22 protein-coding genes and 1 tRNA gene are annotated in these 24,511 nt (G+C 67.6%); 5 read left to right on the top strand and 18 right to left on the bottom strand.

Annotated features, from left to right (window positions below; all coding sequences use genetic code 11):
* The first annotated feature begins 18 nt into the window (after nucleotides 1-18).
* Genes cobA through EG799_RS10960 form a run of 5 tightly spaced genes read left to right on the top strand, consistent with a single transcriptional unit; the run spans nucleotide 19 to nucleotide 4,017 of the window.
* Entirely contained in the window at nucleotides 19-777 is a 759-nt protein-coding gene (gene cobA / locus EG799_RS10980) for a uroporphyrinogen-III C-methyltransferase (protein ID WP_123881139.1), read from the top strand.
* Nucleotides 774-1,070: a DUF2849 domain-containing protein gene (locus EG799_RS10975; protein ID WP_123881137.1), complete on the top strand. Its 297-nt coding sequence runs from the start codon at nucleotides 774-776 to the stop codon at nucleotides 1,068-1,070. Before cobA ends, EG799_RS10975 begins: the two co-directional genes overlap by 4 nt.
* Nucleotides 1,070-2,734, top strand: a complete 1,665-nt coding sequence (locus EG799_RS10970; protein WP_123881135.1) for a nitrite/sulfite reductase — start codon at nucleotides 1,070-1,072, stop codon at nucleotides 2,732-2,734. Before EG799_RS10975 ends, EG799_RS10970 begins: the two co-directional genes overlap by 1 nt.
* A complete protein-coding gene (locus tag EG799_RS10965) occupies nucleotides 2,727-3,218 on the top strand; it encodes a DUF934 domain-containing protein (RefSeq protein WP_123881133.1) in 492 nt (163 codons plus the stop codon). The genes EG799_RS10970 and EG799_RS10965 overlap by 8 nt, the downstream gene beginning before the upstream one ends.
* Entirely contained in the window at nucleotides 3,211-4,017 is an 807-nt protein-coding gene (locus tag EG799_RS10960; RefSeq protein WP_123881131.1) for a phosphoadenylyl-sulfate reductase, read from the top strand. The genes EG799_RS10965 and EG799_RS10960 overlap by 8 nt, the downstream gene beginning before the upstream one ends.
* Before the next feature lies 1 nt (nucleotide 4,018).
* On the opposite strand, the gene EG799_RS10955 is transcribed toward EG799_RS10960, so the two are convergent.
* The 18 genes from EG799_RS10955 to mraY form a co-directional block, all read right to left on the bottom strand.
* Nucleotides 4,019-4,927, bottom strand: a complete 909-nt coding sequence (locus tag EG799_RS10955) for an NAD-dependent epimerase/dehydratase family protein (protein ID WP_123881129.1) — start codon at nucleotides 4,925-4,927, stop codon at nucleotides 4,019-4,021.
* Nucleotides 4,924-6,069 carry a glutamate 5-kinase gene (gene proB, locus EG799_RS10950; protein ID WP_123881127.1) on the bottom strand — a complete coding sequence of 382 codons (1,146 nt, stop codon included), beginning with the start codon at nucleotides 6,067-6,069 and terminating at the stop codon, nucleotides 4,924-4,926. The genes EG799_RS10955 and proB overlap by 4 nt, the downstream gene beginning before the upstream one ends.
* Nucleotides 6,070-6,087: 18 nt before the next feature.
* Complete coding sequence (gene obgE, locus EG799_RS10945; protein WP_123881125.1) at nucleotides 6,088-7,155, bottom strand: GTPase ObgE; 1,068 nt, start codon at nucleotides 7,153-7,155, stop codon at nucleotides 6,088-6,090.
* 237 nt (nucleotides 7,156-7,392) lie between these two features.
* Nucleotides 7,393-7,468, bottom strand: a tRNA-Ala gene (locus tag EG799_RS10940).
* A gap of 141 nt (nucleotides 7,469-7,609) precedes the next feature.
* The gene (locus EG799_RS10935) at nucleotides 7,610-8,548 is read right to left on the bottom strand and encodes a hypothetical protein (RefSeq protein WP_123881123.1); all 939 of its coding nucleotides are present in this window, start codon (nucleotides 8,546-8,548) and stop codon (nucleotides 7,610-7,612) included.
* A gap of 162 nt (nucleotides 8,549-8,710) precedes the next feature.
* A complete protein-coding gene (locus EG799_RS10930) occupies nucleotides 8,711-9,484 on the bottom strand; it encodes a Bax inhibitor-1/YccA family protein (protein ID WP_123881121.1) in 774 nt (257 codons plus the stop codon).
* Nucleotides 9,485-9,628: 144 nt separating this feature from the next.
* The gene (locus EG799_RS10925; RefSeq protein WP_123881119.1) at nucleotides 9,629-10,132 is read right to left on the bottom strand and encodes a type III secretion system chaperone family protein; all 504 of its coding nucleotides are present in this window, start codon (nucleotides 10,130-10,132) and stop codon (nucleotides 9,629-9,631) included.
* Nucleotides 10,133-10,295: 163 nt separating this feature from the next.
* Nucleotides 10,296-12,122, bottom strand: a complete 1,827-nt coding sequence (locus tag EG799_RS10920) for a tetratricopeptide repeat protein (protein WP_158611065.1) — start codon at nucleotides 12,120-12,122, stop codon at nucleotides 10,296-10,298.
* Between the two features lie 115 nt (nucleotides 12,123-12,237).
* The gene (gene ftsZ / locus EG799_RS10915) at nucleotides 12,238-13,944 is read right to left on the bottom strand and encodes a cell division protein FtsZ (RefSeq protein ID WP_123881115.1); all 1,707 of its coding nucleotides are present in this window, start codon (nucleotides 13,942-13,944) and stop codon (nucleotides 12,238-12,240) included.
* Nucleotides 13,945-14,063: 119 nt separating this feature from the next.
* Complete coding sequence (gene ftsA / locus EG799_RS10910; protein ID WP_123881113.1) at nucleotides 14,064-15,371, bottom strand: cell division protein FtsA; 1,308 nt, start codon at nucleotides 15,369-15,371, stop codon at nucleotides 14,064-14,066.
* A 4-nt stretch (nucleotides 15,372-15,375) separates the two neighbouring features.
* Nucleotides 15,376-16,287: a cell division protein FtsQ/DivIB gene (locus tag EG799_RS10905; RefSeq protein WP_123881111.1), complete on the bottom strand. Its 912-nt coding sequence runs from the start codon at nucleotides 16,285-16,287 to the stop codon at nucleotides 15,376-15,378.
* Nucleotides 16,287-17,246, bottom strand: coding sequence for a D-alanine--D-alanine ligase (locus tag EG799_RS10900; RefSeq protein WP_123881109.1), 960 nt, complete (start codon nucleotides 17,244-17,246; stop codon nucleotides 16,287-16,289). Before EG799_RS10900 ends, EG799_RS10905 begins: the two co-directional genes overlap by 1 nt.
* Entirely contained in the window at nucleotides 17,243-18,199 is a 957-nt protein-coding gene (gene murB / locus EG799_RS10895) for a UDP-N-acetylmuramate dehydrogenase (protein WP_234029129.1), read from the bottom strand. The genes EG799_RS10900 and murB overlap by 4 nt, the downstream gene beginning before the upstream one ends.
* A complete protein-coding gene (murC, locus tag EG799_RS10890) occupies nucleotides 18,196-19,635 on the bottom strand; it encodes a UDP-N-acetylmuramate--L-alanine ligase (protein ID WP_123881107.1) in 1,440 nt (479 codons plus the stop codon). Before murC ends, murB begins: the two co-directional genes overlap by 4 nt.
* Nucleotides 19,632-20,825 (bottom strand): undecaprenyldiphospho-muramoylpentapeptide beta-N-acetylglucosaminyltransferase, encoded by a 1,194-nt coding sequence (murG, locus tag EG799_RS10885; RefSeq protein ID WP_123881105.1) that lies wholly within the window; start codon nucleotides 20,823-20,825, stop codon nucleotides 19,632-19,634. The genes murC and murG overlap by 4 nt, the downstream gene beginning before the upstream one ends.
* Nucleotides 20,822-22,069 (bottom strand): FtsW/RodA/SpoVE family cell cycle protein, encoded by a 1,248-nt coding sequence (locus EG799_RS10880; RefSeq protein WP_123881103.1) that lies wholly within the window; start codon nucleotides 22,067-22,069, stop codon nucleotides 20,822-20,824. The genes murG and EG799_RS10880 overlap by 4 nt, the downstream gene beginning before the upstream one ends.
* Complete coding sequence (gene murD / locus EG799_RS10875) at nucleotides 22,066-23,442, bottom strand: UDP-N-acetylmuramoyl-L-alanine--D-glutamate ligase (protein ID WP_123881101.1); 1,377 nt, start codon at nucleotides 23,440-23,442, stop codon at nucleotides 22,066-22,068. The genes EG799_RS10880 and murD overlap by 4 nt, the downstream gene beginning before the upstream one ends.
* Nucleotides 23,439-24,509, bottom strand: a complete 1,071-nt coding sequence (mraY, locus tag EG799_RS10870) for a phospho-N-acetylmuramoyl-pentapeptide-transferase (protein ID WP_123881099.1) — start codon at nucleotides 24,507-24,509, stop codon at nucleotides 23,439-23,441. The genes murD and mraY overlap by 4 nt, the downstream gene beginning before the upstream one ends.
* Nucleotides 24,510-24,511: the final 2 nt, after the last annotated feature.

The raw sequence follows: 24,511 nt of genomic DNA, 5'->3' as shown, positions 1-24,511 counted from the left end.
CACCGCACCTTCGTTGTCATGGAAAACGGTACGATCTATCTGGTGGGCGCCGGTCCGGGCGACCCGGACCTGCTCACGTTGCGCGCCGCGCGGCTTATCGAACGGGCGGAGCTGATCGTCCATGACGGGCTGGTCGACCGCGCAATTCTCGCCACGGCCCGCCCCGAAGCGCGGCTGGTCTCGGTCGCCAAGAGCCGCTCGAAGCACACCTTGCCGCAGGATGACATCAATGCCCTGCTGGTACGCGAGGCGCGCCGCGGCGTCGACGTGGTGCGTCTGAAGGGCGGCGATCCGTTCGTGTTCGGTCGCGGCGGCGAAGAAGCCGAGGCAGCCCGCGCCGCCGGGATCCGCGTGGAGATCGTGCCCGGCATTTCCGCCGCCAACGGGGCCGCCGCGGCCGCGCAGATCGCCCTCACCCACCGCGATGATGCCAGCATCGTCAGCTTCGTCGCTGGCCAGTGCAAGGGCCTGTCGGAACAGGACTGGGCCGGGCTCGCCGGCAGGGGCCGAACGCTGGTGATTTACATGGGCGTCAAGACCGCGCCGCAGATCGCCGAAAAGCTGATGGCCGACGGTCTTGCCCCGGACATGCCGATCGCCGTCATCGAGAATGCCTGCCGCCCCGCGATGCGCGTATTGCGCGGTCCGCTGGCCGGCCTGCCCGATCTCATCGCGGACGAGGCGGTTCGCAGCCCCGCACTCATCATCATCGGCGATGTCACCGCGCGTGAGGACGCCGCCCTTGCCACCCTGCTGGAAGAGGCCCGCGCGTCATGAAGATCCTCACCGGAAACGACCTCAAATCAGGCGCAGTCGTCTGGTGGGATGGCGAAGGCTGGTCGGTCCATCTCGCCGACGCGGTGGACGCGGGCGACGAGGGTGAAGCGATCATGGCCCGCGAGGAAGCCGCGCGCCGCGTGAATGTACCCTACGCCATCGCCGCCGAGTTGACCGCGGACGGCCCCCGGCCGGCCCATATCAAGGACCGCGTCCGTGCGCTCGGGCCGACCGTAAGGCCCGACCTTACGCTGAAACCGAAAGACCCCGCGGCGCTGGATTGGGTGATCTGATGTATAGATACGACCAGTACGACCAGGCGATGGTGGACGCGCGCGTGGAGGAGTTCCGCGATCAATGCGCGCGCCGTCTCGACGGCAGCCTGAGCGAGGACCAGTTCAAGCCGCTGCGGCTGATGAACGGCCTCTACCTGCAGCTGCATGCCTACATGCTGCGGGTGGCGATCCCCTATGGCACGCTTTCGGGCGCCCAGATGCACGCGCTGGCCGATATCGCCGACAGGTACGATCGCGGATACGGGCATTTCACGACGCGGCAGAACATCCAGTACAACTGGATCCGGCTGGAGGATGCGGGGGACATCCTGGCGGACCTCGCGAAGGTCGAGATGCACGCGATCCAGACCAGCGGGAACTGCATCCGCAACATCAGTTCCGACCACTTCGCCGGCGCCGCCGCCGACGAGGTGACCGATCCGCGACCCTACGCCGAATTGCTGCGGCAGTGGTCGAGCTTCCATCCGGAATTCATGTACCTGCCGCGCAAGTTCAAGATCGCCGTGATCGCTTCCCCGAAGGACCGCGCGGCCATGCGGCTGCACGATATCGGCATCTCTATCATCCGCGACGAGTCCGGTGAGCTCGGCGCGGCGTTCTACGTCGGCGGCGGCATGGGCCGCACCCCGATGATTGCCCCGTGCATTCGGGACTTCGTGCCGCTCGATCAGCTCGTTACCTATGCCGAGGCGTGCCTGCGGGTGTACAACCGCCACGGTCGCCGCGACAACAAGTACAAGGCGCGCATCAAGATCCTCGTTCACGAACTGGGCGCGGAAGAATACGCGCGGCAGGTAGAGGAGGAATTCGCTCACCTTCTCGAACAGGGCATCGAACCGCCGTTCGCCGAACTCGAACGCATCCGCGGCTTCTTCGCCGATCCCGCTTTCGTCGACAACGATGGCGAAACGCCCGACGCGCAAGACCTGTCGGGCGCGATCGAGGCGAGCGGGGATGATGGCTTCGCCCGCTGGGTTCGTCGCAACACCCACCCGCACAAGGCGCGCGGCTACGTTTCGGCGGTCATCAGCCTGAAGCCCGTGGGCGGCATTCCCGGCGACGCCAGCGCCGCCCAGATGCGCCTGATGGGCGATCTCGCAAGCGAATACAGTTTCGACGAATGCCGCGTGATGCACACGCAGAATATCGTTCTGCCGCATGTGGAGATCGCGCGCCTGCACGCGCTTTACGCGACGCTTGCAGAGGCCGGCCTGGGCACACCCAATCTCGATCAGGTGGACGACATCATCGCCTGCCCCGGGCTCGATTATTGCAGCCTCGCCAATGCGCGATCCATCCCGGTGGCGCAGAAGCTGTCCGAACGCTTCGCCGCCACTGGCAAGGGCGATGCGCTGGGCGAACTGAAGCTGAAGATCTCGGGCTGCATCAACGCCTGCGGGCATCACCACGCCGGCCATATCGGTATCCTCGGCGTCGATCGCAAAGGTACAGAGAACTACCAGCTTCTGCTCGGCGGCAGCGAGGCGGAGGACGTATCGCTCGGCAAGATCACCGGCCCCGGCTTCGACGAGGCGGGCATCGTCGACGCCGTCGAGACCGTGGCCGACCTCTATCTCGACCGGCGCGAGGAGGGCGAGCGTTTCCTCGACACCTATCGCCGTCTCGGCATGGAACCGTTCAAGGAGGCGCTTTATGGCTGAGCCCACCCAGTCGCCTGCGGGCGGCGGCCTTGGCACGGGCCGCGACGAGGTGCAGTTCCGGTTTCGCGAAGACGATATGGTCGACCACGCCGCGGTGACGGTCGATTCCTTCCTCGCCCAGTCCAATGCCAGCGCGGTTCGCATCGAGCCGGGCGACGACGTTCAGGACCTTGTCCCCCATCTGGACCGCATCCAGCTGGTCGAGGTCAACTTTCCCGGCTTCGGCGACGGGCGCGGCTATTCCGCCGCCCGGACACTGCGAGAGAATGGCTACGCCGGCGAATTGCGCGCGGTGGGCGACGTTCTGGTCGATCAGTTGCCCAACATGCGTCGCTGCGGCTTCGATTCCTTCGCACCCGATCGCGCGCTGGACGAGGGTGACGCACGGGCCGCTTTCGAGCGCTGGCCGCATGTCTACCAGCCCGCTGCCGACGCCCGTACGCCGATCTGGTCGCTGCGCCACGGGGGCAGGCGCGATGGGTGAGCTCGCCCGCCGCATCGACCGGATCGACACCGCTCCTGCCTTCGCGCAGGTGGACGCCGACAGGCTGAACGCGCGGTTCGCTGGCGTCGACGCAGGACGGATGCTGCGGACGCTGTTTGCCGAGGGAACGCCCGGGCGCGTCGCCGTCGTCTCCAGCTTCGGCACCGAAAGCGCCGTCCTGCTGCATCTGGTAGCCGAGGCAGACCGGGACGTTCCGGTCATCTTCGTCGATACGCTCAAGATGTTCGACGAGACGCTGGCCTATCGCGACACGCTGATCGAAACGCTCGGCATCCGCCACGCGGAGGTCGTTCGGCCCGATCCGGTCGCGCTCGCGCAGAAGGACGAAAGCGGGCTTCGCTGGTCCTACGATCCCGACGGTTGCTGCGCCATTCGAAAGGTCGAGCCGCTGGCGCGGGCCAAGCGGGGGCTCGACAGCTGGATTTCGGGACGCAAGGCGTTCCAGTCCGTCACCCGGCAGGACATTCCGCGCTTCGAGGTCGAGGATGGACGGCTCAAGATCAACCCGCTCGGCGACTGGACGAAAGCCGACCTGGAAACCTATTTCGCGGCCCACGACCTGCCGCGGCACCCGCTGGAGGCGCAAGGCTATCTCTCGGTAGGCTGTGCGCCGTGCACCAGCAAGGTCGCGCCGGGAGAGGATCCGCGCGCCGGGCGCTGGCGCGGCTGGGACAAGACCGAATGCGGTATCCATTCGCCGAGCAATCCGCAGGCCGACCAGACCGACCAGGCCGAGCGGGACGGCGATCTGCCGGCTGGATACGAACCTTTTCTGTAGGCTAGAGCCAGCCTTTCTCGCGATACCAGGCAACCGTCGCGGCGAGGCCTGCCGGTGTCCCGATGGCGGGTTGCCAGACATCGCCGGGCACGCGCCTGTCCGGATCGCTCACCCAGTCGGGATGACACATATAGCCGGCACGGTCGGGGGTGAGTTTCGCGTCCTCGCCGCGAAGCCGCCTGTCGATCCGCGCCGCCGCCATCAGCCATGATGCTGGCATGTTCGGCGACCAGACCGTTCTCCCCACCGCGTGGCCAATTGCGCGGGCAAGCTCGCGGTGTGACCAGCCCCCTGCGCGGCCATCGTCGGGTTCGAAAATCCGCTCCGCCGCCAGATCGCCGGCGCGGACGAGGTCGAGCAGAAGGCGGGCCAGATCCTCGGAATGCAGCATGGAAGCGCGCCCGGGCGGGGGCATCGGCACCACCCGCCAGCGCGCCGCGCGGTAAAGGTCGAGCATCTCGGTGTCGCGCGGGCCGTAGATCGCCGGGGGGCGCACGATCGTCCAGTCGAGACCGCTGACCTGCACGACCTCCTCCGCGAGCCGCTTCGAATGGCCGTATTCGGACAGGCCCGGTTCGCGCGCGGCGAGGCTCGAGACATGGACGAAGCGGCTGACGCCGGCTTCGCGCGCGGCCTGCACGATGGCCTGCGTACCCTCGACATTGCCGGTGTGGAAGCCCACCCGATCGGGCGCATTGACCACTCCGGCGATATGAAGGACGGCGGTTGACCCTCGCGCCAGCCGGACCAGCGCGTCGGCATCGGCCAGATCGCCGCGGATCCAGGTGACACCTTCACGCAAAGGCTGATCCCGCCGGGTCAGGGCGCGCACGGAAACGCCGCGTCGCGCCGCTTCATCGAGCACTGCCTGGCCCACAAAGCCCGTTCCTCCCGTGACCGCTACGCTCACAACAGCACCAGATGATCGCGGTGGATGACGGCGGAACGCGGCGCGTGGCCGAGCAGCGCAGCATGGTCCTCGTTCCGCCGCCCCATGATCGCGCGCACCTGCCCGGACGAATATTCCGTCAGACCTTGGCCCAGGATACGCCCGCGCGTGTCCGCCACGGCGACCGGCGCTCCGCGTTCGAAGGCTCCCTCGAGGCCGACGATACCTGTCGCCAGCAGGCTGCCCCTGTCTTTCAGGGCCACCACACAGCCATCGTCGACCGTCAGCGTGCCCATCATGCGCTGGCGTCCTCCGAGCCAGACCTTGCGCGCCCGGTCGTGCCGGCGGGGCAGGAACAGCGTGCCGATTTCCTGCCCGATGGCGCGGGTCAGCGCCCGGTCATGCGTCCCGTTGACGATGGCGAGCGCGATTCCGGCTCGTTCGGCGATCTCGGCCGCCTGCAACTTGCTCGCCATTCCGCCCGACCCCATGCCCGAACCAGATGCGCCGCTGGCCATCGCACGCACAGTGTCGCTGACGCCGTCCACCAGTGGTAGCAATACCGCGTCCGGATCGCGCGGATCGCGGTCGTAAAGCCCGTCCACGTCGGACAGCAGCAGCACCGCGTCGGCTCCGGCGGCCTGCGCGACGCGTGCCGCCAGCCGGTCGTTGTCGCCGAACCGGATTTCCTCGGTGGCGACCGAATCGTTCTCGTTGATGACAGGCACCGCGCCGGCACCGAGCAATTCGCCGATCGTGGCGGCGGCGTTCAGGTAGCGGCGGCGATCATCGAGATCGTCCAGCGTCAGCAGCAACTGCGCCGCCGCGATCCCGGCCTGGCCGAGCAGTTCCGCCCACAGTCCGCCGAGCGCGATCTGCCCGACGGCGGCGGCGGCCTGCGCCTGCGCGAGGGTGGCGCGCCCGCCTCTGGCGAAGCCCAGTCGACGTGCGCCGAGCGCGATCGCGCCCGAACTGACGACGACCACACGCTGCCCCCGCCCGCGCGCCTCGGCGATTTCAGCGACGAATCCGGTCAGCCATTCGCGTCGCGGCGCACCGTCGCCTTCCACCAGAAGGGCCGAGCCGACCTTCAGTACGACCAGCGGCGCCAGCGCCGGATCGGCGAGGTCGGACAGTCCGGTTATCGAACCTGTTGCGGTCATCGCGACCCGACTAGCGCGTCAATCGAGCGGCGACCACGGCTTCTCGACCATTTCGGGCGATCCGGCCTCTTCCGGGGTTGCCGGCTGTTCGGTCGCGGTGCGTTCGGGCAGGTAGGCGAGAACGGCGTCCAGCAAGTCCTCGATCCCCTGCCCGGTCGCTCCGGAAATGGGGAAGACCCGCTCGGCCCCTGCGTCGATCAATTCGGCGCCGAAACCCTCGGCCAGTTCGGCATCCGCCAGATCGACCTTGTTCAGCGCCACCAGACGCGGCTTTTGCGACAGGTCGACTTCGTAGGCGGCGAGCTCCGTCTCGATCACGCGCATCGCCTCGACCGGATCCTCGCCGTTGATGTCGATGAGATGGATCAGCACCCGGCAGCGTTCGATATGGCCCAGGAACCGGTCGCCGATACCGGCCCCTTCCGCCGCGCCCTCGATCAGGCCGGGTATGTCGGCAAGCACGAATTCGCGGCCCTTGTGGTGAACGACCCCGAGTTTCGGGATGAGCGTGGTGAAGGCGTAGTCGCCGACCTTGGCCCGTGCGTTCGAGACGGCGTTGATGAAGGTCGACTTGCCGGCATTGGGCAGGCCGACCAGTCCGGCATCGGCGAGCAGCTTCAACCGCAACCATACCCACATCTCCTGCCCCGGTTCGCCCGGCTGATGCTGCCGCGGGGCGCGGTTGGTGCTGGTCTTGTAGCTGGCGTTGCCGCGTCCGCCCATGCCGCCTTCGAGCAGCACCAGCCGCTGCCCCTCGGTCGTGAAGTCAGCGAGCACGGTTTCCCGGTCCTCGTCCAGCACCTGCGTACCGACCGGCACTTCGATGACGAGATCGTCCGCGCTGGCGCCGGTGCGGTCCTTGCCCATGCCGTGCCCGCCGCGCTTGGCCTTGAAATGCTGCGCGTAGCGAAAGTCGATCAGCGTGTTGAGACCGGGCACCGCCTCGAGCACGACATCACCGCCCCGCCCGCCATTGCCGCCGTCCGGGCCGCCGAACTCGATATATTTCTCACGCCGGAAACTGACCGCACCCGGTCCGCCCGCGCCGGACTTGAGGAATATCTTGGCCTGATCGAGGAAATGCATGGAAAGAGTCCCTAGAGGATTTGGGGGCGCAGGGGTGATTTTTGTTTTGCCGCGAGCGCCGCGTCATCCCGGTCGCCGAGCGGTTCGGCACGAACTGTCCAGGATAGGACGTGTCGGCGCGCGCCGGCCGCACTGCCAACGCAGGCGGGATCCCTCGGCGATCCGGGCAGAGCGGCCACGGGAAAGGCTAAGGGGGCGGTCGGCTGGCCGGCACCCGGGGAAACACGGAAAGACAACTGGTGGAGCCGAGCGGGATCGAACCGCTGACCTCGTCATTGCGAACGACGCGCTCTCCCAACTGAGCTACGGCCCCGTTCCAGTTTCATCCCCGCGAAGAAGCGCCAGAACCGGCAATCCCCGCGAGAGGCGGGGGCTTTAGCGGGCAATGCACGCGCTTGCAAAGGGGAATTTTACCGCCCCCTCGCAAGGCAAGGACTTTTCGGCTCCGGGCGGCCTATTCCCCCGATGCCGCCTCGTCGCCCTCCCCGCTCGGGACAGGCTGGACGACCGGCTGGCTGCTGGCGTCCTCGCGCACCGGGACGACGGGGATGGCCGCGCCCGTATCGGGATCGCGAACCTCGCCGACCATCTCCGGCTCCGGCGCGGCGAGCATACCGGCGGCGATCTTCTGCGCCTCCGTGCCGTAAAGCGCCACCCAGCCGGGTTGCGACGCGCCGTAACGGGCGCCGTATTGCCGATCCCAGGCGTCCGAGGCGGTCTTGTACTCCTCGTATCTGGACCAGAACTGGTCGAACGCCATCTCGTAGCGCTGAAGTCCGGCCATCGCGAAGGTGCCGAAATCCTCCGGCGGCGTTGCAAGGTAATCGTTCGCGACAGCCAGGGCAGCCTCGCAGAACGCGGTGCGCGCGCCGGGGGTGGCGAAATAGTTGTACATCTCCGTCGAATGAGCCTCGCGCAGACGGATCGCGGCACGCCGCGCCTCGTTCGCGCTGCGCGCCAGGCCAGCCTCGCGCCGGTCCTCTTCCGCCTGGCTGCGGAAACGCGCTTCGAGCGCGCTGTTCGCCTCGCTCAGCCGGCTGGCATGGTCCTGCAGCATCTGGCCGTAGGCGTCGAGGATCGGTTGGTCCTGCGGACGGGTGCAGTTGAGGGCGGCCACGTTCCAGCCCGAGCGGAAATGCCACACCGCCTCGTCGGTTTCGAGCGCGGTGTTGATGGTCGTCCGGTTGCCGAGCGCGTCCTTGGCGGGCAGCGCCATGTCATAGGCCGCCTGGGGCGGCGGCAGCGGACGATAGGGAACAGCCTCCACCACCGGCGCGGGCGGCGGGGGCGGCGGGGGCGGCGGGGGCGGCGGTTCGGGGGTCGCGCAGGCGGCCAGCGCGGCACAGACGCCGACAGTGGCGATCGTGCGTATGGTAAGCGGGGCACGGGTCATGTCGGGCAGGCTTCCTCTCTTCCGGACAACAGGGCGCGATGCGCGTCGAATTGCGCGTAACCGATTGTTACGCGGCGCTTCCTACATGCCACGTGAACATAAGAAAATGCCCGGGATGCGAAATCCGCGTCCCGGGCATCTTTTCTCGAATCCGTCGTGCGATCAGTCGCGGGCGACGCCCATGAACCGCAGCAGGAACAGGAACATGTTGATGAAATCGAGGTAGAGCGACAGCGCGCCCATCACGACCATCTTGCCGGCAGGATAGGCCGCGGCGACGGAGGGGTTGGTCATCCGCGCCTGCTGGACGGCGAGATATTCCTGCTTCAGTCGCTGCGTATCGTAGGCGGTGAGGCCCGCGAAGATCAGCACGCCGATGAAGCTGACCACCAGATCGAGTGTCTGCGAGCCGATGAACATGTTGACAACCATCGCCACCAGAAGGCCGATGACGCCCATGATGAGGAAGCTTCCCCAGGCCGAGATATCCTTCTTGGTCGTGTAACCCCAAAGGCTGAGGCCGGCAAAGGCGCCCGCGGTGGCGAAGAACGTCGCCGCGATCGATCCACCGGTGTAGACGAGGAAGAGCGTCGACAGCGACAGCCCCATCAGGACGGCGAAGCCCCAGAACATCGCCTGCAAAGTCGTGGTTGAAAACTTGTTGCGACCGAAGCTCATCGCGAACACGATGGCGAGCGGCGAAAGCGCGACGATCCACATCAGCGGACCCTGCGCGAACTGCACCGCCAGCCCCGACCGCGCAGTCAGCAGCGCGACGATACCGGTCAGCAGCACGCCCGATGCCATGTAATTGTAGATGGAGAGCATATGCTCCCTCAGGCCCGCATCGAATGTCGTGCGGCCAGCGACATCACCCGTCTGGCTCGGCGACACGCCGAAACCCTGGCGGGCGCGGTTGTCGTTCCAGTTTGCCATCGTAATCCAAACTCCTATGTCCGGCCTCACTCGCGGGCCGGGTCAGCCAGCAATATCGCCATTCCGCCTGCGTTTTTCAAGGAAAACCGGGCCTGCGCGACAGCTTGCGACATTAACCTTCGAACCCCGCCAGCATGGCCGATGTCACGCTTCTCCGGCGGCATCCACGAGTGCTGCGTCCAGTGCGCTGCGCGGGGATTTGTCGCCCCACAGGACGAACTGGAAGGCGGGATAGAACCGGTCGCATTCGGCCACGGCGCTTTCGATCGCCAGCTGTGCCATGTCCACCGACAGCAGCCCCTCGTCTCCCAGCATGAGGCCGTGGCGATAGAGCAGCATGCCGCCCTGCGACCAGATATCGAAATGGCCGAGCCACAACTGTTCGTTGACCAGGGCCAGCAATTCCACCGCGTCGCGGCGTTTGCCGTCGGGCACGCGGGTATCGGGCATGCACAGAATTTGCAGCACATTGTCCTCGGTGCGCCAGATCGCGCGCACCTGATAGGTCGTCCAGCTGCCGGGAATTTCGCCGGAGATCTCGTCCTCGCCGACCTGTTCGTGCGCCCATCCGCGCGCGGCGAAGAGGGCGGACAGCATCTCGACCGGGGCGGCATCCTCGACCACCTCCTCGATTCGTTCGCGTTCCATGGTCATGCGTCTGCTACCCGTCGTCCTGTCATGCGATGCTTAATGCGTCGGCAGGCATGATACGCGCAATCGCGGGCCGGCATTGTGTCGGGCAAAACTTGTTTCGGCTGTTGGAGACTTGTGAACAAGCTTCCGGGGATAACGCGCGGCGCCCTCTAACCGCCTAATCCAGCGGCGATATTTCCTCACCCGCCGAGCTTGAAAAGCGGAACGCGTCGACACCCGCCTCACCCAGTTCGCGCACGAAGGCATTTGCGTCGGCGGCGCTGGCGAAGGGACCGGTGAGCAGCCGATTGGTCTGCCCCCAGGGCGCGGTGAAGGCGTCGTAATTGTCGAGCAGGCCGTCGCTGGCGCGCACGATACGCCGCCAATCGAAACGGAAAGCGTCGACGTCCTGCCCGGTTGCGACCTGCACCCAGTGCCGCGCCGGGCTGACCGGCGGAGCGGGAGCGGCTGCGGAAGGCGGCGCCTCGCGGCGCGGCTGGATCGCGGTGATATCGACCGCCCCCGCTCGCGCCGAGGAGGATGCGGGCGAGGCCGCCAGATCGAAATCGGCGAACGCACTGGCGAGATCGACGCGTTCGGCTTCTTCGGCGGAGTCTTCGCCGCGTTCGGAAATCGAGAAGGACGGACGTGCATCGCGACGCTCGTTCCGCGTGGCCGGTTCGTCAGCGAGGCTCGCGACGACCGTAGCTTCGCGGCTTGCCGCAGACGGGTCGATCGCCGGCAATTCGCCGCTGGAATCGACTGCCGTAGCCGGGTCAGAGGCGGAAAGAGCCGGGCTGGGAGCGGGAGACGCCGATGGCGTCGGAAGCGCCAGTCCGGCTGGGGCGGGGTCTTCTTCGGCCGGCTGGACCGTTACCGTGCCGCGAACGCTTTCGCGTATTCCCGGCAATTCACGGGCCTGCTGCACCGGCCGTGACTGGAACCCGCGCGTCCGCGTATCGCTCGCAGGTTGCGAGCGCGCATCGGACGCGTCCGCAAGCCGCCGCTGCGCGGGAGCGGCGGCGGTTGCGGGCGGCGGAGCGACCGGTTGCACCGCAGCCTGGCGCGCCGGTAGTTCGCCGCTCGCGGGTGCGGAGGGCGTGGCGGACCTCGCAGCCGGTCCCAGCGGTTCGCCGCCGGGCACGAGGCGGTCGGCGGCACGCGCCTGCGAACGCGGCGGAGCGTTCTGTGAAGCGACGCGGGACAACGCCGCGATCTCCGGGGTATCGCGACCGATCTGCGCGGGCGTGGGGAAACGCCCGAGATTGGCCGCCGCCGCCTGCTGCGCCGCCGTCAGCCGGTCCATGTCGCGCAGGAACGGTTCCATCTGGTTTGCGAGCCGTTGCGGCAGCATGGTGGACGCGATCGACACCGCCTCCTCCCCCTGGCCCAGGATTGCGAGAACGAAGGCGCGCGTGCGGAAGGCCGCGCGATCCTGCCGCTGCAACAGCGGGAGCAGGGTCGTCTCGGACGCGTCGGCGTCACCGGCAATGGCGTAGCTGAGAGCCAGCCGGCGCACCGTCTCCGCCGTCTCGCCGCGCGACAGGGCTTCACGGTAATACCGCTGCGCCTGTGCGTTCTGGCCGGTCAGATCGTAGGCCAGGCCTCGATCGGCGGCATAGGGAGCAAGCGATTCGCCGGCAGCCTCGGCGTCGTCGAACAGGCGCACCGCGGTTACGGCGTCGCCCTGTCGCACGGCGATCAGGGCAAGTCCGGACAGCACCCGGCCATCCTCGGGCGCGATCGAGAGCGCGCGGTTGAAGAATCCCTGCGCCGCGTCGGCGTCGCCCAGTTCGAGCGAGGCCCGTCCCGCGGCGACCAGGGCGGGCACCGATTCCGGGTTGCTACCCAGCCGACGCATGGCGTCCGCCAGATCTTCCTGCGCCGGGTTGGGAAGCTGCTGCACCACCTCCTGCGCCTGCGTTGCGGATAGCGGCACGCTGGTCGCGGCCAGCAGCGCGGCAAGCGCGAAGGCGGAGCGTGGCGGGCGGGGGGTTCGGGTCATCGGGCGCGGTGGCGTCATGCGTGCCGTCTACACGCGAAGGACTGAATACGGCTAGAACGACATTCGGCGTTGCGACCGGCCTGCCGCGCGAACGCGTCCGCCGGTCGCGAAATGCCTACTGGTTGCTCTGCCGGCCGAGAAAGCGCGGAATGCGCATGGCCGAGCCCTCGTCGTCATCCTCGTCGTCATCTTCGTCCGCGGAATTGCCGGGCGACTGGCGGGAAAGGTTGGCCATGCGCTCGAACAGGGTGCTGCCGCCCGAAGATGGCGCCGGCGTCGGCGCGGTCGGCGTACCCGCCCCCACATTGCCTGCGCCGTCACCCGGCCCGGTATCGCCCGCTCCGCCGCCCCCCAGCATCCGCGCGCGGCGTCCGCCGGCGGGTTGCACGTCGCCACCGCCCTGCGCCAGCCGGCTGGCGTCGAGCAGCAATTCGTCCTGCCCCGGCGTTCCGGCGGCCTCGTCCGCCTCGTCGGTCAGGTCGAAGGCGGTGTCATCGGCATCCTGGTCGTCGTCCTGCGCGTCGGCGTATCCGCTGCCGCGATCGCTTCCGTATGCGTCGTCGTCCGCAGGGGAAGCGAGGTAGGCGTCCTCGCCCTCGCCCGCTTCGCCTTCGGACGAAGCGGCGCCATCCGGAGTTCGCGGAGCGCCTTCGTCATCGCTCGCCGATACCGCTTCGGAATGGCTCTCGCCCGGAACGTCCTCGTCCCCTGCACCCAGTTCCAGCGTATCGTCGTCGAAGTCGTCAGCCTCGTCGATCGCGGCAAAGTTGTCCTCCGCCGCCGGGATGCTCGGCTTGCGCGGACCGCGTGCTGCCGACAGGTCGAGCGGGCGCGAGGCGGTTTCCGCCTGCTGCGCGGTCTGCTCGATACCGGTGGCGACAACCGATACGCGGATCTTGCCGTCGAGTTCGGGATTGAACGCGCTGCCCCAGATGATGTTCGCTTCGGGATCGACCAGTTCGCGGATGTGGTTGGCGGCTTCGTCCACCTCCAGCAGCTTCATGTCCTCGCCGCCGATGATGGAGATGATGACGCCCTTGGCGCCCTGCATGCTCACGCCGTCGAGCAGCGGGTTGGCAATGGCGCGCTCGGCGGCCTCCAGGGCGCGGTTGTCGCCCTCGCCTTCGCCGGTACCCATCATCGCCTTGCCCATCTCGCCCATCACTGAGCGCACGTCGGCGAAGTCGAGATTGATGAGGCCAGGCATCACCATCAGGTCGGTGATGGACCGCACGCCCTGCTGCAACACCTCGTCCGCCAGCGCGAAGGCTTCCTTGAAGGTGGTGTCCGCCTTGGCCACCAGGAACAGGTTCTGGTTGGGGATGACGATCAGCGTATCGACGCACTTCTGCAGTTCCTCGATACCCGATTCCGCCTCCCGCATGCGGCGCGTCCCCTCGAACAGGAACGGCTTGGTCACGACGCCCACGGTCAGGATACCCTTGTCGCGGGCGATCTTGGCCATGACGGGCGCCGCGCCGGTGCCGGTGCCGCCACCCATGCCAGCGGCGATGAAGACCATGTTCACGCCTTCCAGGGCGCGTTCGATCTCCTCCACCGTCTCTTCGGCTGCTGCGCGCCCGACCTCGGGCCGGGAGCCTGCGCCGAGGCCTTGCGTGATGTCCGGTCCCAGCTGGATGCGATGCTCGGCGGTCGAGGAATTGAGCGCCTGCGCATCGGTGTTGGCGACGATGAAATCGACCCCCTCGATATCGCCATCGATCATGTTCGCGATGGCGTTGCCGCCCGCGCCGCCGACGCCGATCACGGTGATGCGGGGACGCAGTTCCTCGACCGAGGGCGGACCGATATTGATGCTCATACCATTCTACTCCTGGGGAGCCCGAAGACTTCGTGTCGGACCCTACCTTGCCATAAAGCCTGTTCCGGCGTGAACCGTGGCGATAGCGTATCCACAGCTACGCGTTAAACGAAAACCGGTCAGAAATACTCCTTCATCGCGCCCCACACCCGAACCAGCGTGGCTACGGGTCCGTATGACGAGGTGCGGGTGAACCGCGAGCCTGCGGCGCGAATGTCCACCGGATCCTCGGCGGCGTAGAGGACGAGACCGGCCAGCGTGGCGAAACCGGGGGCGGAATGCGCCTCGGGCAGTCCCTTGAGCGCCACCGGACGACCGATCCGCACCGGCACGCCGAGCACGCTTTGCGCGTAGTCCGCCAGCCCCGAAAGTTCGGCCCCGCCGCCGGTGATGACCACCTGCCGCGCGCGCGATCCGGGTTTGCCGCCGGTAAAGCCCATGCGGTCTAGCGACTTGGCGACCTCGCTCATCAGCGTGTCGAGTTCGCCGGTGATGACCGCGATCAGTTCGGCGCGCGGCACCTGGTTGCGATCGTCGGCGCCGCGCGCGACGGGACCGCGCTTGTCCTCTCCCGGCGCGGTGACGGGAATCAGCTCCCGGTGATCGGTGGGACTGGCGATGGCCGAGCCGGACACGCATTTCAGCCGTTCCGCCTGGAACCGGCGGATGGAGAAGGCGGACGCGATGGCATCGGTTATGTCTGCCGAACCCTTGGCAATCGAATGCAGGCCGACCAGCATGCCGCCCGCATAGACGGACACGTTGGTGACCTCGCCCCCCAGTTCGACCATCGCGACGCCGAGGTCGCGCTCTTCCGCCGTCAGGCAGGCGAGACCGGTGGCGAGCGGGGAGGCGACGATGCCTTCCACGTCGAGATGTGCGCTCTGCACCGCCTCGGTGACGTTGCGCACCGGTGCGCCGTCGGCGAGCATGACGTGGATGTCGACACCCAGCCGGTCGGCATGCAGGCCCTTGGGATTGGCGACGCCGTGCGCACCGTCGAGAAAATAGCAGGCCGGTTGTGCATGCAGCACCGTGCGCCCGTCGGGCTCCAGGCTGCCCCGCGCCGCGACTAGCAGCGCCTCGATATCCTCTTCCTCGATCCGGCGACCGCCAATGGCGATTTCCACGGGGCGGATCTGGCTTGCCAGCCCTGCCCCCGAACAGCCGATCCAGACCTGGTCGACACTCGTGCCCGCGAGCTTCTCCGCCCGCTCCAGCGCATCGCGCACGGCATAGGTCGCCGCTGCCATGTCGATGACGTAGCCCCGCTTGATGCCCTGCGCGGCGCGGTGGCCGCTGCCTAGCACCTGCATCTCGCCGTTTTCGGTCAGTCCGGCGATCATCGCCGAGATCCGGAAGGATCCGATATTGATCGCCCCGATCACCCGCGCGATGCGCGGCCCTGTCGGTCTGGGTGTGCTCATCGTTCTAGCTGCTCTGCCCCACTGCCAGTTCCTGGCTTTCCGCCCGCCCCGGAACGCGCATGTACATGCGCGGCGGGTTGCGCATGTCGAACGCCACGGCCTTGCCGCCGATCAGGCGGTGGACGCCGTCGGCCTGCGCGAAACTGATGAGCGCCGCCGCGCTCGCCTCGTCGCCTTCCGGCAAAGCGAGCTGCTGGTCGGTATCGAAAGTGAGGTTCCAGCGACGATTGCCGACCCATTCGGCCCCCGTCACCTTCGGACGCAGCGCGGGCGCGGCATCGAGCAACCCGTCGAGCGCCGCGACCTGCGATTGGGCGCCCGGCCCCTCGATCAGCATGTAGTCGCTCGCCTCACGCGCCCCGATGGGTTCGAGCTCGTTGCCTTCAGGGTCGATCAGCACCAGCCGGTCGGGCTTGCGCAGGACCGCGTGCGGCGTGCGCTCGACGATGTCGATCACCAGCGCATCGGGCAACTGCCGCGAGACGCGCGCATCCTTGACCCACGGCAGCGTCAGCAGATCGTCGCGCAGCCCGGCGAGATCGACCCGCGTCATCGCCAGATCGTTCTGCCCGAGCGCCTTCTCGTAGACGGTCTGCACGTTCATCCGCTCGACCCCGTGCGGTTCGATATGGCGGACCTTGAACCCGGCATTGGACGCGATGTGCGCCATCCGGTCCGCCGCCAGCGCCGTCGCGCCGGAAACCTGGGCTATGAACAGCGCCAGCGCGGCCGCGCCGGCGATGATGAGGATGGTGAACGCCCTTTGCAGCTGCTCTTCGGTGAAGGGCAGCAGCGCCAGCGCCTTGCCGAGCGCCGACTGGCCGTGCCTGCGCGCCTTGCGCACGCGGGTGCGGTTGCCCTCCGCCCGCGCCTGCCGCCGAACGCCCCTGGTCTTGCGGGTCGCGGTGCGCGCCATCAGGACAGTTTTCCGGCGCGGCGAAGCGCGTCCTCGACGATCAGTTCGCACAGTTCGGGATAGCCGATGCCCGAATGCCTGGCCTGTTCGGGCACCAGGCTGAGCGGGGTCATGCCCGGCTGGGTGTTCGTTTCGAGCACGAACAGGCCGTCCTCCCCGCGCTCGTCGTCCCACCGGAAATCGGTGCGGCTGGTGCCGTGGCAGCCGAGAACCCGGTGCGCGCGTACCGCGTAATCGCTGCACAACCGGGCGATGTGGTGCGGGATTTCGGCGGGAAAGACGTGGGTCGTGCGACCCTCCGTGTACTTGTGCTCGAAATCGTAGAAACCGCTGTCGATGACGAGTTCGGTCACGCCCAGCGCGCGCGGTCCGTCTCCGGTATCGATGACCGCGGTGGTCAGTTCGCGCCCGCGGATGAACGGCTCGCACAGCAGGCGCTCGAAATCCTGCCACGGCCCCTTCGCGTCGCGCGCGATGGGATTGCCGCAATTGCTCTCGTCGGTGACGATCGCCACGCCGACGCTGCTGCCTTCGTTGACGGGTTTGAGGACGTAGGGCCTGGCGATGGGATCGGCATCGAACAGCTCCGCCGATTTCACGATCCGCCCACCCGGCATCGGAATGCCATGAGGCACGAGCGCCTGCTTGGTCAGCTCCTTGTCGATGGCGACGACGGACGTGGCCAGCCCCGAATGCGTGTAGGGCACCTGCATCAGATCGAGCATCCCCTGCACCGTGCCGTCCTCTCCCGGCACCCCGTGCAGCGCATTGAACACCACGTCGGGCGCCGCCTCGGCGATGCGCGCCGCAACGTCGCGCCCCATGTCGAGCCGCGTGACCCGGTGGCCGGCACCTTCCAGCGCATCGGCAACGCCGTTGCCGGACATGAGCGAAACCTCGCGCTCATTGGCCCAGCCACCCATCAGCACGAGGATGTGAAGATCGGCGGGAATCGTCACGGGCGCCCTACCCTGCGGATTTCCCACTCGAGGTTGTAGCCGGTCCTTTCCGCCACGCGGCGGCGGATTTCCTCACCCAGCCCCTCGATATCGGCGCTGGTCGCCTCACCGGTATTGATGAGGAAGTTGGCGTGTTTCTCGCTTACCCTGGCCCCGCCCTTGGCGAGTCCGCGGCAGCCGGCTTCGTCGACAAGCTTCCAGGCCTTCGCGCCCTCGGGATTCTTGAACGTGGAGCCGCCGGTCTTGGTGCGCAAAGGCTGCGAGTTCTCGCGTTCGTCGGCAATCCGGTCCATCTCCGCGCCGATGACCTCGGGATCGCCCTTCGCACCGCGAAAGCGGGCTGCGACGACGATGGCATCGTCGGTCAGGCGCGAATGGCGATAGGTGTAATCGAGGTCTTCGACCGGCAGGGTCACGAGGTTGCCATCGGAGATGACGACGTCGCAATCGACGAGGATATCCGCGACCTCGCGCCCGTAGGCCCCGCCGTTCATCCGCACGAACCCGCCGACCGTGCCGGGTATGCCGCGCAGGAATTCCAGCCCGGCGATACCGGCATCGCGCGCCTTCGAGGCGACAAGAATGCCCGGTGCGCCGCCACCGCATTCGAGCATGTTGTCGCGCAGCACCTCTACGCTCGAAAACGGTTTGCCCAGTCGCACCACGACGCCGGGAATGCCGCCGTCGCGCACGATCAGATTGCTGCCCAGCCCCAGCGCCATGACCGGTGTGCCCGGCTCCAGCCCGGACAGGAAATGGATCAGGTCTTCGGTATCGGCCGGTTCGAACAGCCAGTCCGCCGCGCCGCCGCTCTTGAACCAGACCAGCTTGGCAAGCGGCGCGTCGGGCGTCAGGTCGCCGCGCGTACCCTTGGGTACGTCGACCCCGAAGCCGGGATGTTCGTGCGCGTCGGGCGCGGTTTCGGCCCAGTCGTCTTCGCCGATCTGCATCATTGCTCGATCCCCTCGCGAACGCGGAACGTGGCGACGTCCTTCGCCAGGCCCGCCGCCCATTTCGTGATGTCTCCCGCCCCCAGGCACACGACCATGTCGCCCGGCTCGAGAACATGCGCCAGCCGCTCGGCGAGATCGGAGGGGCCGGCCACCGCCTCGGCCAGGCGGTGCCCCCGCGCCTTCAGGCCGGATACCAGTTCGTGCTCGTCGACGCCTTCGATGGGTTCCTCCCCCGCCGGATATACGGGCGTTGCATAGACCAGGTCCGCGTCGGCGAAGGCCCCCTGGAAATCCTCCATCAGGTCGCGCAGGCGGGTATAGCGATGGGGCTGCATGACGGCGACGACCCGCCCCCCGGCGGCGTCGCGCGCGGCGGACAGGACGGCGCGGATCTCGACCGGGTGATGCGCGTAGTCGTCGATCACCTTGACCCCGATCTCGCCCCCCAGGTCGATATCGCCGACATGGCTGAAGCGCCGCCGCACGCCGCCGAAGCGGGCGAAGCCGTCGCGGATCGCTTCGGCCCGGCACCCCATTTCCAGAGCCACGGCAATCGCCGCGCAGGCATTCTGCACGTTGTGGCGTCCCGGCATGGGAAGCTCGATCGCATCGATCCGCATGACCGCCCCGTCGCGCGCGGTCTGCACCGCATCGAACCGGGTGACGGCGCCATCGGGCGTCACGTTTTCCGCCCTCACGTCGGCGTGTGGCGAGAAGCCGTAGGTGATGACGCGGCGATCCTGCACGCGGGCGATGACGTTCTGAACCTCGGCGTGGTCGATGCACAGCACCGCCGCGCCGTAGAAGGGCACGTTCTCGATGAACTGCGCGAAGGCCGCCTTGACCGCGTCGAAATCGCCGTAATGATCGAGGTGTTCCGGATCGATATTGGTAACGACCGCGATGGTGCCGTCGAGCCGCAGGAAGCTGCCGTCGCTCTCGTCCGCCTCGACCACCATCCACTCGCTGTCGCCCAGTCGCGCGTTCGACCCGTAGCTTTCGATGATACCGCCATTGATGACAGTCGGATCCACCCCGCCGGCGTCGAGCAGCGCGGCGATCATGCTGGTTGTCGTGGTCTTGCCGTGCGTACCGGCGACCGCGACCGTGCTCTTCAGCCGCATCAGCTCGGCCAGCATTTCGGCCCGGCGCACCACCGGGATACGCGCATTGAGGGCGGCGGCAACCTCGGGATTGGTGCGCCTGACCGCGGTGGAGGTAACGACCACCGCGGCATCGCCGAGATTACCCTCGTCGTGTCCGATGCTGACCGGAATACCGGCATCGCGCAGCGCATCGACGCGGGCGCTGTCGGCAAGGTCGCTGCCCTGAACCCGGTAGCCGAGATTGTGCATGACCTCGGCAATGCCCGACATGCCGATGCCGCCGATGCCGACGAAATGGATCGTGCCGATCTCCGTGCCGACACCCTTCATGCCGCACCCTGCCCGGCGACCTGGCCCTGCGTCGCTCCGCGCGCATTGTTGCCACCGACGCGAATGACGTCCTGCAAGGTATCGCCGCCCAGGCTTTCCACCAGGTCGGCGAGATCCGATGCGGCGTCGGGCCGTCCGCAATTCCACGAAGCATGGGCGGCGTTGGCGAGCGTTTCGGGATGCTGCGCCATCGCGTTGATCTGCTTGGCAAGCTCGGAGGCGGTGAATCTCGCCTGTCTGATCGACCGCGCCCCGCCGGACCTTGCAACCTCCCGCGCATTGGCGGCCTGATGATCGTCGGTCGCGATCGGCAACGGGACAAGAATGGCGGGCCGCCCCACCGCCGTCAGTTCGGCGATGGTCGAGGCCCCGGCCCTGCCGATGAAGAGATGTGCGTCGGCGAGCCGGCTCGCCATGTCCTCGAAATAGGTCGCCAGCTCGGCCGGAATGTCGTGACTGGCATAGCGCGCACGCACCGCCTCCAGATCTTCCGGCCGGCATTGCTGCGTAACCTGCAGCCGTGAACGCAGGGCCGGGGCGAGCATGGAAAGCCCGTCCGGCACCACCTCGGACAGCACGCGCGCGCCCTGGCTGCCGCCCGTTACCAGCACCCGGAACAGGCTGTCCTGCGTGAAGGCGGGAAACGGCTCTTCGCGCAGGGACAGCACGCCCGGTCGTACCGGGTTGCCGACGACATGGACCTTCTCGCGATGCTTGCCGTCGAGCCGGTCGACCTCCTCGTAGGATGTCGCTATCGCGTCCACCCGGCCCGCCAGAAGCCGGTTGACGCGGCCCAGCACCGCGTTCTGTTCGTGAATGACGCTCGGCACCCGGTCCGCATTCGCGGCCAGCAGGGCAGGCAGCGCGGGATAGCCGCCGAAACCGATGACCGCGGCGGGCTGGAACGTTTCGAACAGGCGCCGCGCCATGCCCCGCCCCTTCATCACCGCGGCCGCGCCCTTGACCCAGCCGAGCGGGTTCTTGCCGAACCGACCGGCCGGCAGGACATGGGCGGGCAGGAAATCGGGCTTGCCGGGAATGGCAGCGCCGCGCTCGTCGGTGATGAGTGCGACGTGATGCCCGCGCCGCTCCAGCTCGTGCGCGAGCGCGAAGGCCGGCGTCAGATGCCCGCCGGTGCCGCCTGCCGCGAGCACGAAATGGCGCGAGATGCCGGGCGTGTTGCCGCTCATCGGCGATCCTCCCTGTCGCTATCGCGGCCCGCGTCCCTGTCCAGCGCACCGCGGAAATCCAGCGGCTCGCGAGCCAGGAACGGGTTGCGCCGCATGATCGCCAGCAGCAGCCCGATGGTAAAGCACAGCGCGATCGTCGACGATCCGCCATAGCTCACCAGCGGCAGCGTCATGCCCTTGCTGGGGAACAGTTGCAGGTTGACGAGGATGTTGATGAACGCCTGCCCGCCGAACAGCGCCACCAGACCGCTCGCGGCGAGGATGATGAACAGCCGGTCCTCCTCCACCAGGCGGATCAGCACACGCAGGATTATGGCGAGGTAGAGCAGCACGACGACCACGCACACGATAAGGCCCAGCTCCTCTCCGATCACGGAAAAGATGTAGTCGGTATGCGCTTCGGGCAGGCGCATCTTGTTGGTACCGAGCCAGAAGCCGCTGCCGGTCCAGCCACCGGCGGTCAGCGTGCGGTTGGCAAGGTCGACATGATCGTAGGCGCTGGGACCGCCGAGGAAGCTGTCGATCCGGTTGCGGGCGTTGTCGTAGAACAGGTAGGCGCCCAGCATCAGCGCCGCCCCCGCGCCCCCCAGCATTCCGATACGCTGGAGCGGCAGGCCGGCCAGCATGACCATCACGAACCATACGGCGATGAACAGGATCGCCGCACCCAGGTTCGGCTGGGCAAGCAGCAGCAAGGTCACGAACCCGACCACCGCGCCCGATATGGCGATGACGGGCAGCTCCGGGTCGCGGACCTTCCACGACAGCACCCAGGCGAGCGACACGATGCAGACAGGCTTCAGGAACTCGCTCGGCTGGAACTGGATGCCCACGGTAAGCCACCGCTTGGCCCCGTTCACCTCGGTCCCGACGAAGGGCACCAGCAGCAGCGCGAACAGCATGATGCCGGCCAGCACGATGCACATCCGGCGCACCGGCTCGCGCGGCAGCATGGACGTTCCCAGCATGACCATCAGGCCGAGCATCTGCCAGCGGATATGCGCCCAGAAGAAATAGAGGTCGGGCAGCTGCACCGCCTCGGTCGACAGCCGCCGCGCGCTGGCCGGAGAGGCTGCGGCAACCGACAGCGTACCGACCGCCATCAGCATGAGGATGAAGGCGAGCAACCAGCGATCGATCTCCCGCCACCAGATGCGCAGTTCCCGCTTGCGGTCGCGTGGCAGCCGTGGAGACCGGACTGGTCCTTCTTCGCCGCTGCGGGGAATGTAGATCTCCGCACTCATGCTATCGACCTCGCCGTCATCGTCCCGCCGGGGGAACGTTCGTCGGTACAACCCATCTCCACCGCGAGTTCGCGAAAGGCCTGTCCGCGCGCCTCGTAATCGCGGAACTGATCGAAGCTGGCGCAGGCCGGGCTGAGCATGACCACGTCCCCGTCCTGCGCCATTTCCTTGGCGCGGCGCACCGCCTCGCTGAGCATTTCGCAGCGTTCGACCGGAACGTGACCGTCCAGCAGCTGCGCGAAGAGCGGCCCGGCATCGCCGATCGTGTAGGCGCGGGCGACGTTCGGATAATAGGGCGCACAATCGCGCAGATTGTCTTCCTTGGGCAGACCGCCGCAAATCCAGTGGATGCGGGGCCGCCCGCCCTCGGGCGCGAAGGCCGCCAGGGCAGGGGCGGTGGAGGCGGGGTTGGTCGCCTTGCTGTCGTTCACGAACAGGACGCCCTTGCATGTCCCGATCCGTTCCATCCGGTGCGGCAGTCCGGCGAAGCTGGCCAGCCCGTCCATGATCTGCGCGCGCGTCACGCCCATTTCGCGCACCAGCGCGGCGGCAATCGCGGCGTTCTGGAGGTTGTGCGGACCCTGCAGGCTCGGCCAGTCCTTCTGATAGGCCGACCACGCCCAGGCGTCGACGCAATCGGCGCGCCCCTCGGCCCGGCGCGCCGCCTCCGCCTGCTGCACCGCGCTGGTCGGCGCGTCCTCGCAGCCGAAGACGGCGAACTGTCCCGCGCCCTGCATCGCCAGCAGCCGCCCCTTGGCGAAGGCGTAGGCGGCGAAATCGTCGTAGCGATCCAGGTGGTCCGGGGTGATGTTGATGAGCGCCGCCGCCTCGCAGGCGAGCGATCGGGTGAGGTCGATCTGGAAGCTGGACAGTTCCAGCACATAGACGCCCGGCACGTCACCGGCCGGCTCGAGCGGATCCTCCGCCAGTATGGGCACGCCGATATTGCCGCCGAGCCGCGCGGGGATGCCGGCTGCCTGCAACAGGTGGTGGACCAGCGCGACGGTGGTCGACTTGCCGTTGGTGCCGGTAACGCCGATCACCTTGTGCGGGGGAAGCTCGGCGCGCGCCTGCGCGAACAGTTCGATATCCCCGATCACCGGCACGCCCGCGCGCGCCGCCTTGTCGCGCAGGGGATGGGTGTTGAGCGGAACGCCGGGCGAAGCGACGATGCCGTCGAACCCGCGAAGATCGATTTCCAGCGGATCGGCGATGGTCGCGCGCCCGCGAAGCCGCTCCTTCGGCTCGTTCCGGCGATCCCAGGCGGTTACCTGCGCCCCGCTCGCCAGCAGTGCTTCCGCCGACGCCATGCCCGACCGGGCGAGCCCCAGCACGCAGTAGCGCCGACCGGCAAAGGCACGCGCGGTAATCACCGCAGCTTCAACGTCGCGAGACCCATCACCGCGAGCACGATGGCGATGATCCAGAAGCGGATCACCACCGTCGATTCCTTCCAGCCGAGCTGCTCGAAATGGTGATGGATGGGGGCCATGCGGAAGATGCGCCGGCCCGTTCGCTTGAACCAGAACACCTGGATGATGACCGAAAGCGCTTCCAGCACGAACAGGCCGCCGATCACGCCCAGCACGATCTCGTGATGGCTGGCGACGGCGATGGCGCCCAGCGCGCCGCCCAGGGCGAGGCTGCCGGTATCGCCCATGAAGACGGCGGCGGGCGGCGCGTTGAACCACAGGAAGGCGAGGCCCGCCCCCATGATGGCCGCGCACATGATCGCCAGCTCGCCCGCCAGCGGAACGTGCGGGATACCCAGATAGTCGGAAAAGTCGACACGGCCGACGAGATAGCAGATGACGAGGAAGGCACCCGCCGCGATGACGACGGGCATCGTGGCGAGGCCGTCCAGCCCGTCGGTCAGATTGACGGCATTGCCCGCACCCACGATCACGAAGGCCGCGAAGACGTAGTAGAACCAGCCGAGCTGCACGCCCGTTTCCACCATGAACGGCACGTAGAGGACGGTGTTGATCTCGCCCACGATCAGCCAGCTGGCGATGCCCGCCACGAGGAATTCCAGAAGCAGGCGGACCTTGCCCGGCACCCCCTTGTGGCTGCTTTTCGTGACCTTGTCGTAATCGTCCATGAAGCCGATGATGCCAAAGCCCATCGTGACCGCGAGGCACGCCCATACGAAGGGGCTGGCAAGGTCCATCCACAACAGCATGGCGACGGAAAGCGAGGTCAGGATCATCAGCCCGCCCATCGTCGGCGTGCCGACCTTCGCCTGGTGCGATTGCGGGCCATCCTCGCGGATCGGCTGCCCCTTGCCCTGCCGCACGCGCAGCAGGCGGATGAAGCGCGGACCGATGACCAGACCGATCAGCAGCGCCGTCATCATGGCGGAGCCGGCACGAAAGGTCTGGTAGCGGACGAGGTTCAGGATCCCGTCGAAATCAAGCAGCTGGGCAAGAAAGTAGAACATGA

The sequence above is a fragment of the Aurantiacibacter spongiae genome (assembly GCF_003815535.1).
Taxonomy (GTDB): Bacteria; Pseudomonadota; Alphaproteobacteria; order Sphingomonadales; family Sphingomonadaceae; genus Alteraurantiacibacter; species Alteraurantiacibacter spongiae.
Note: the sequence above shows the minus strand (reverse complement) of the source record. Positions and strands in the feature narration are given on the sequence as shown.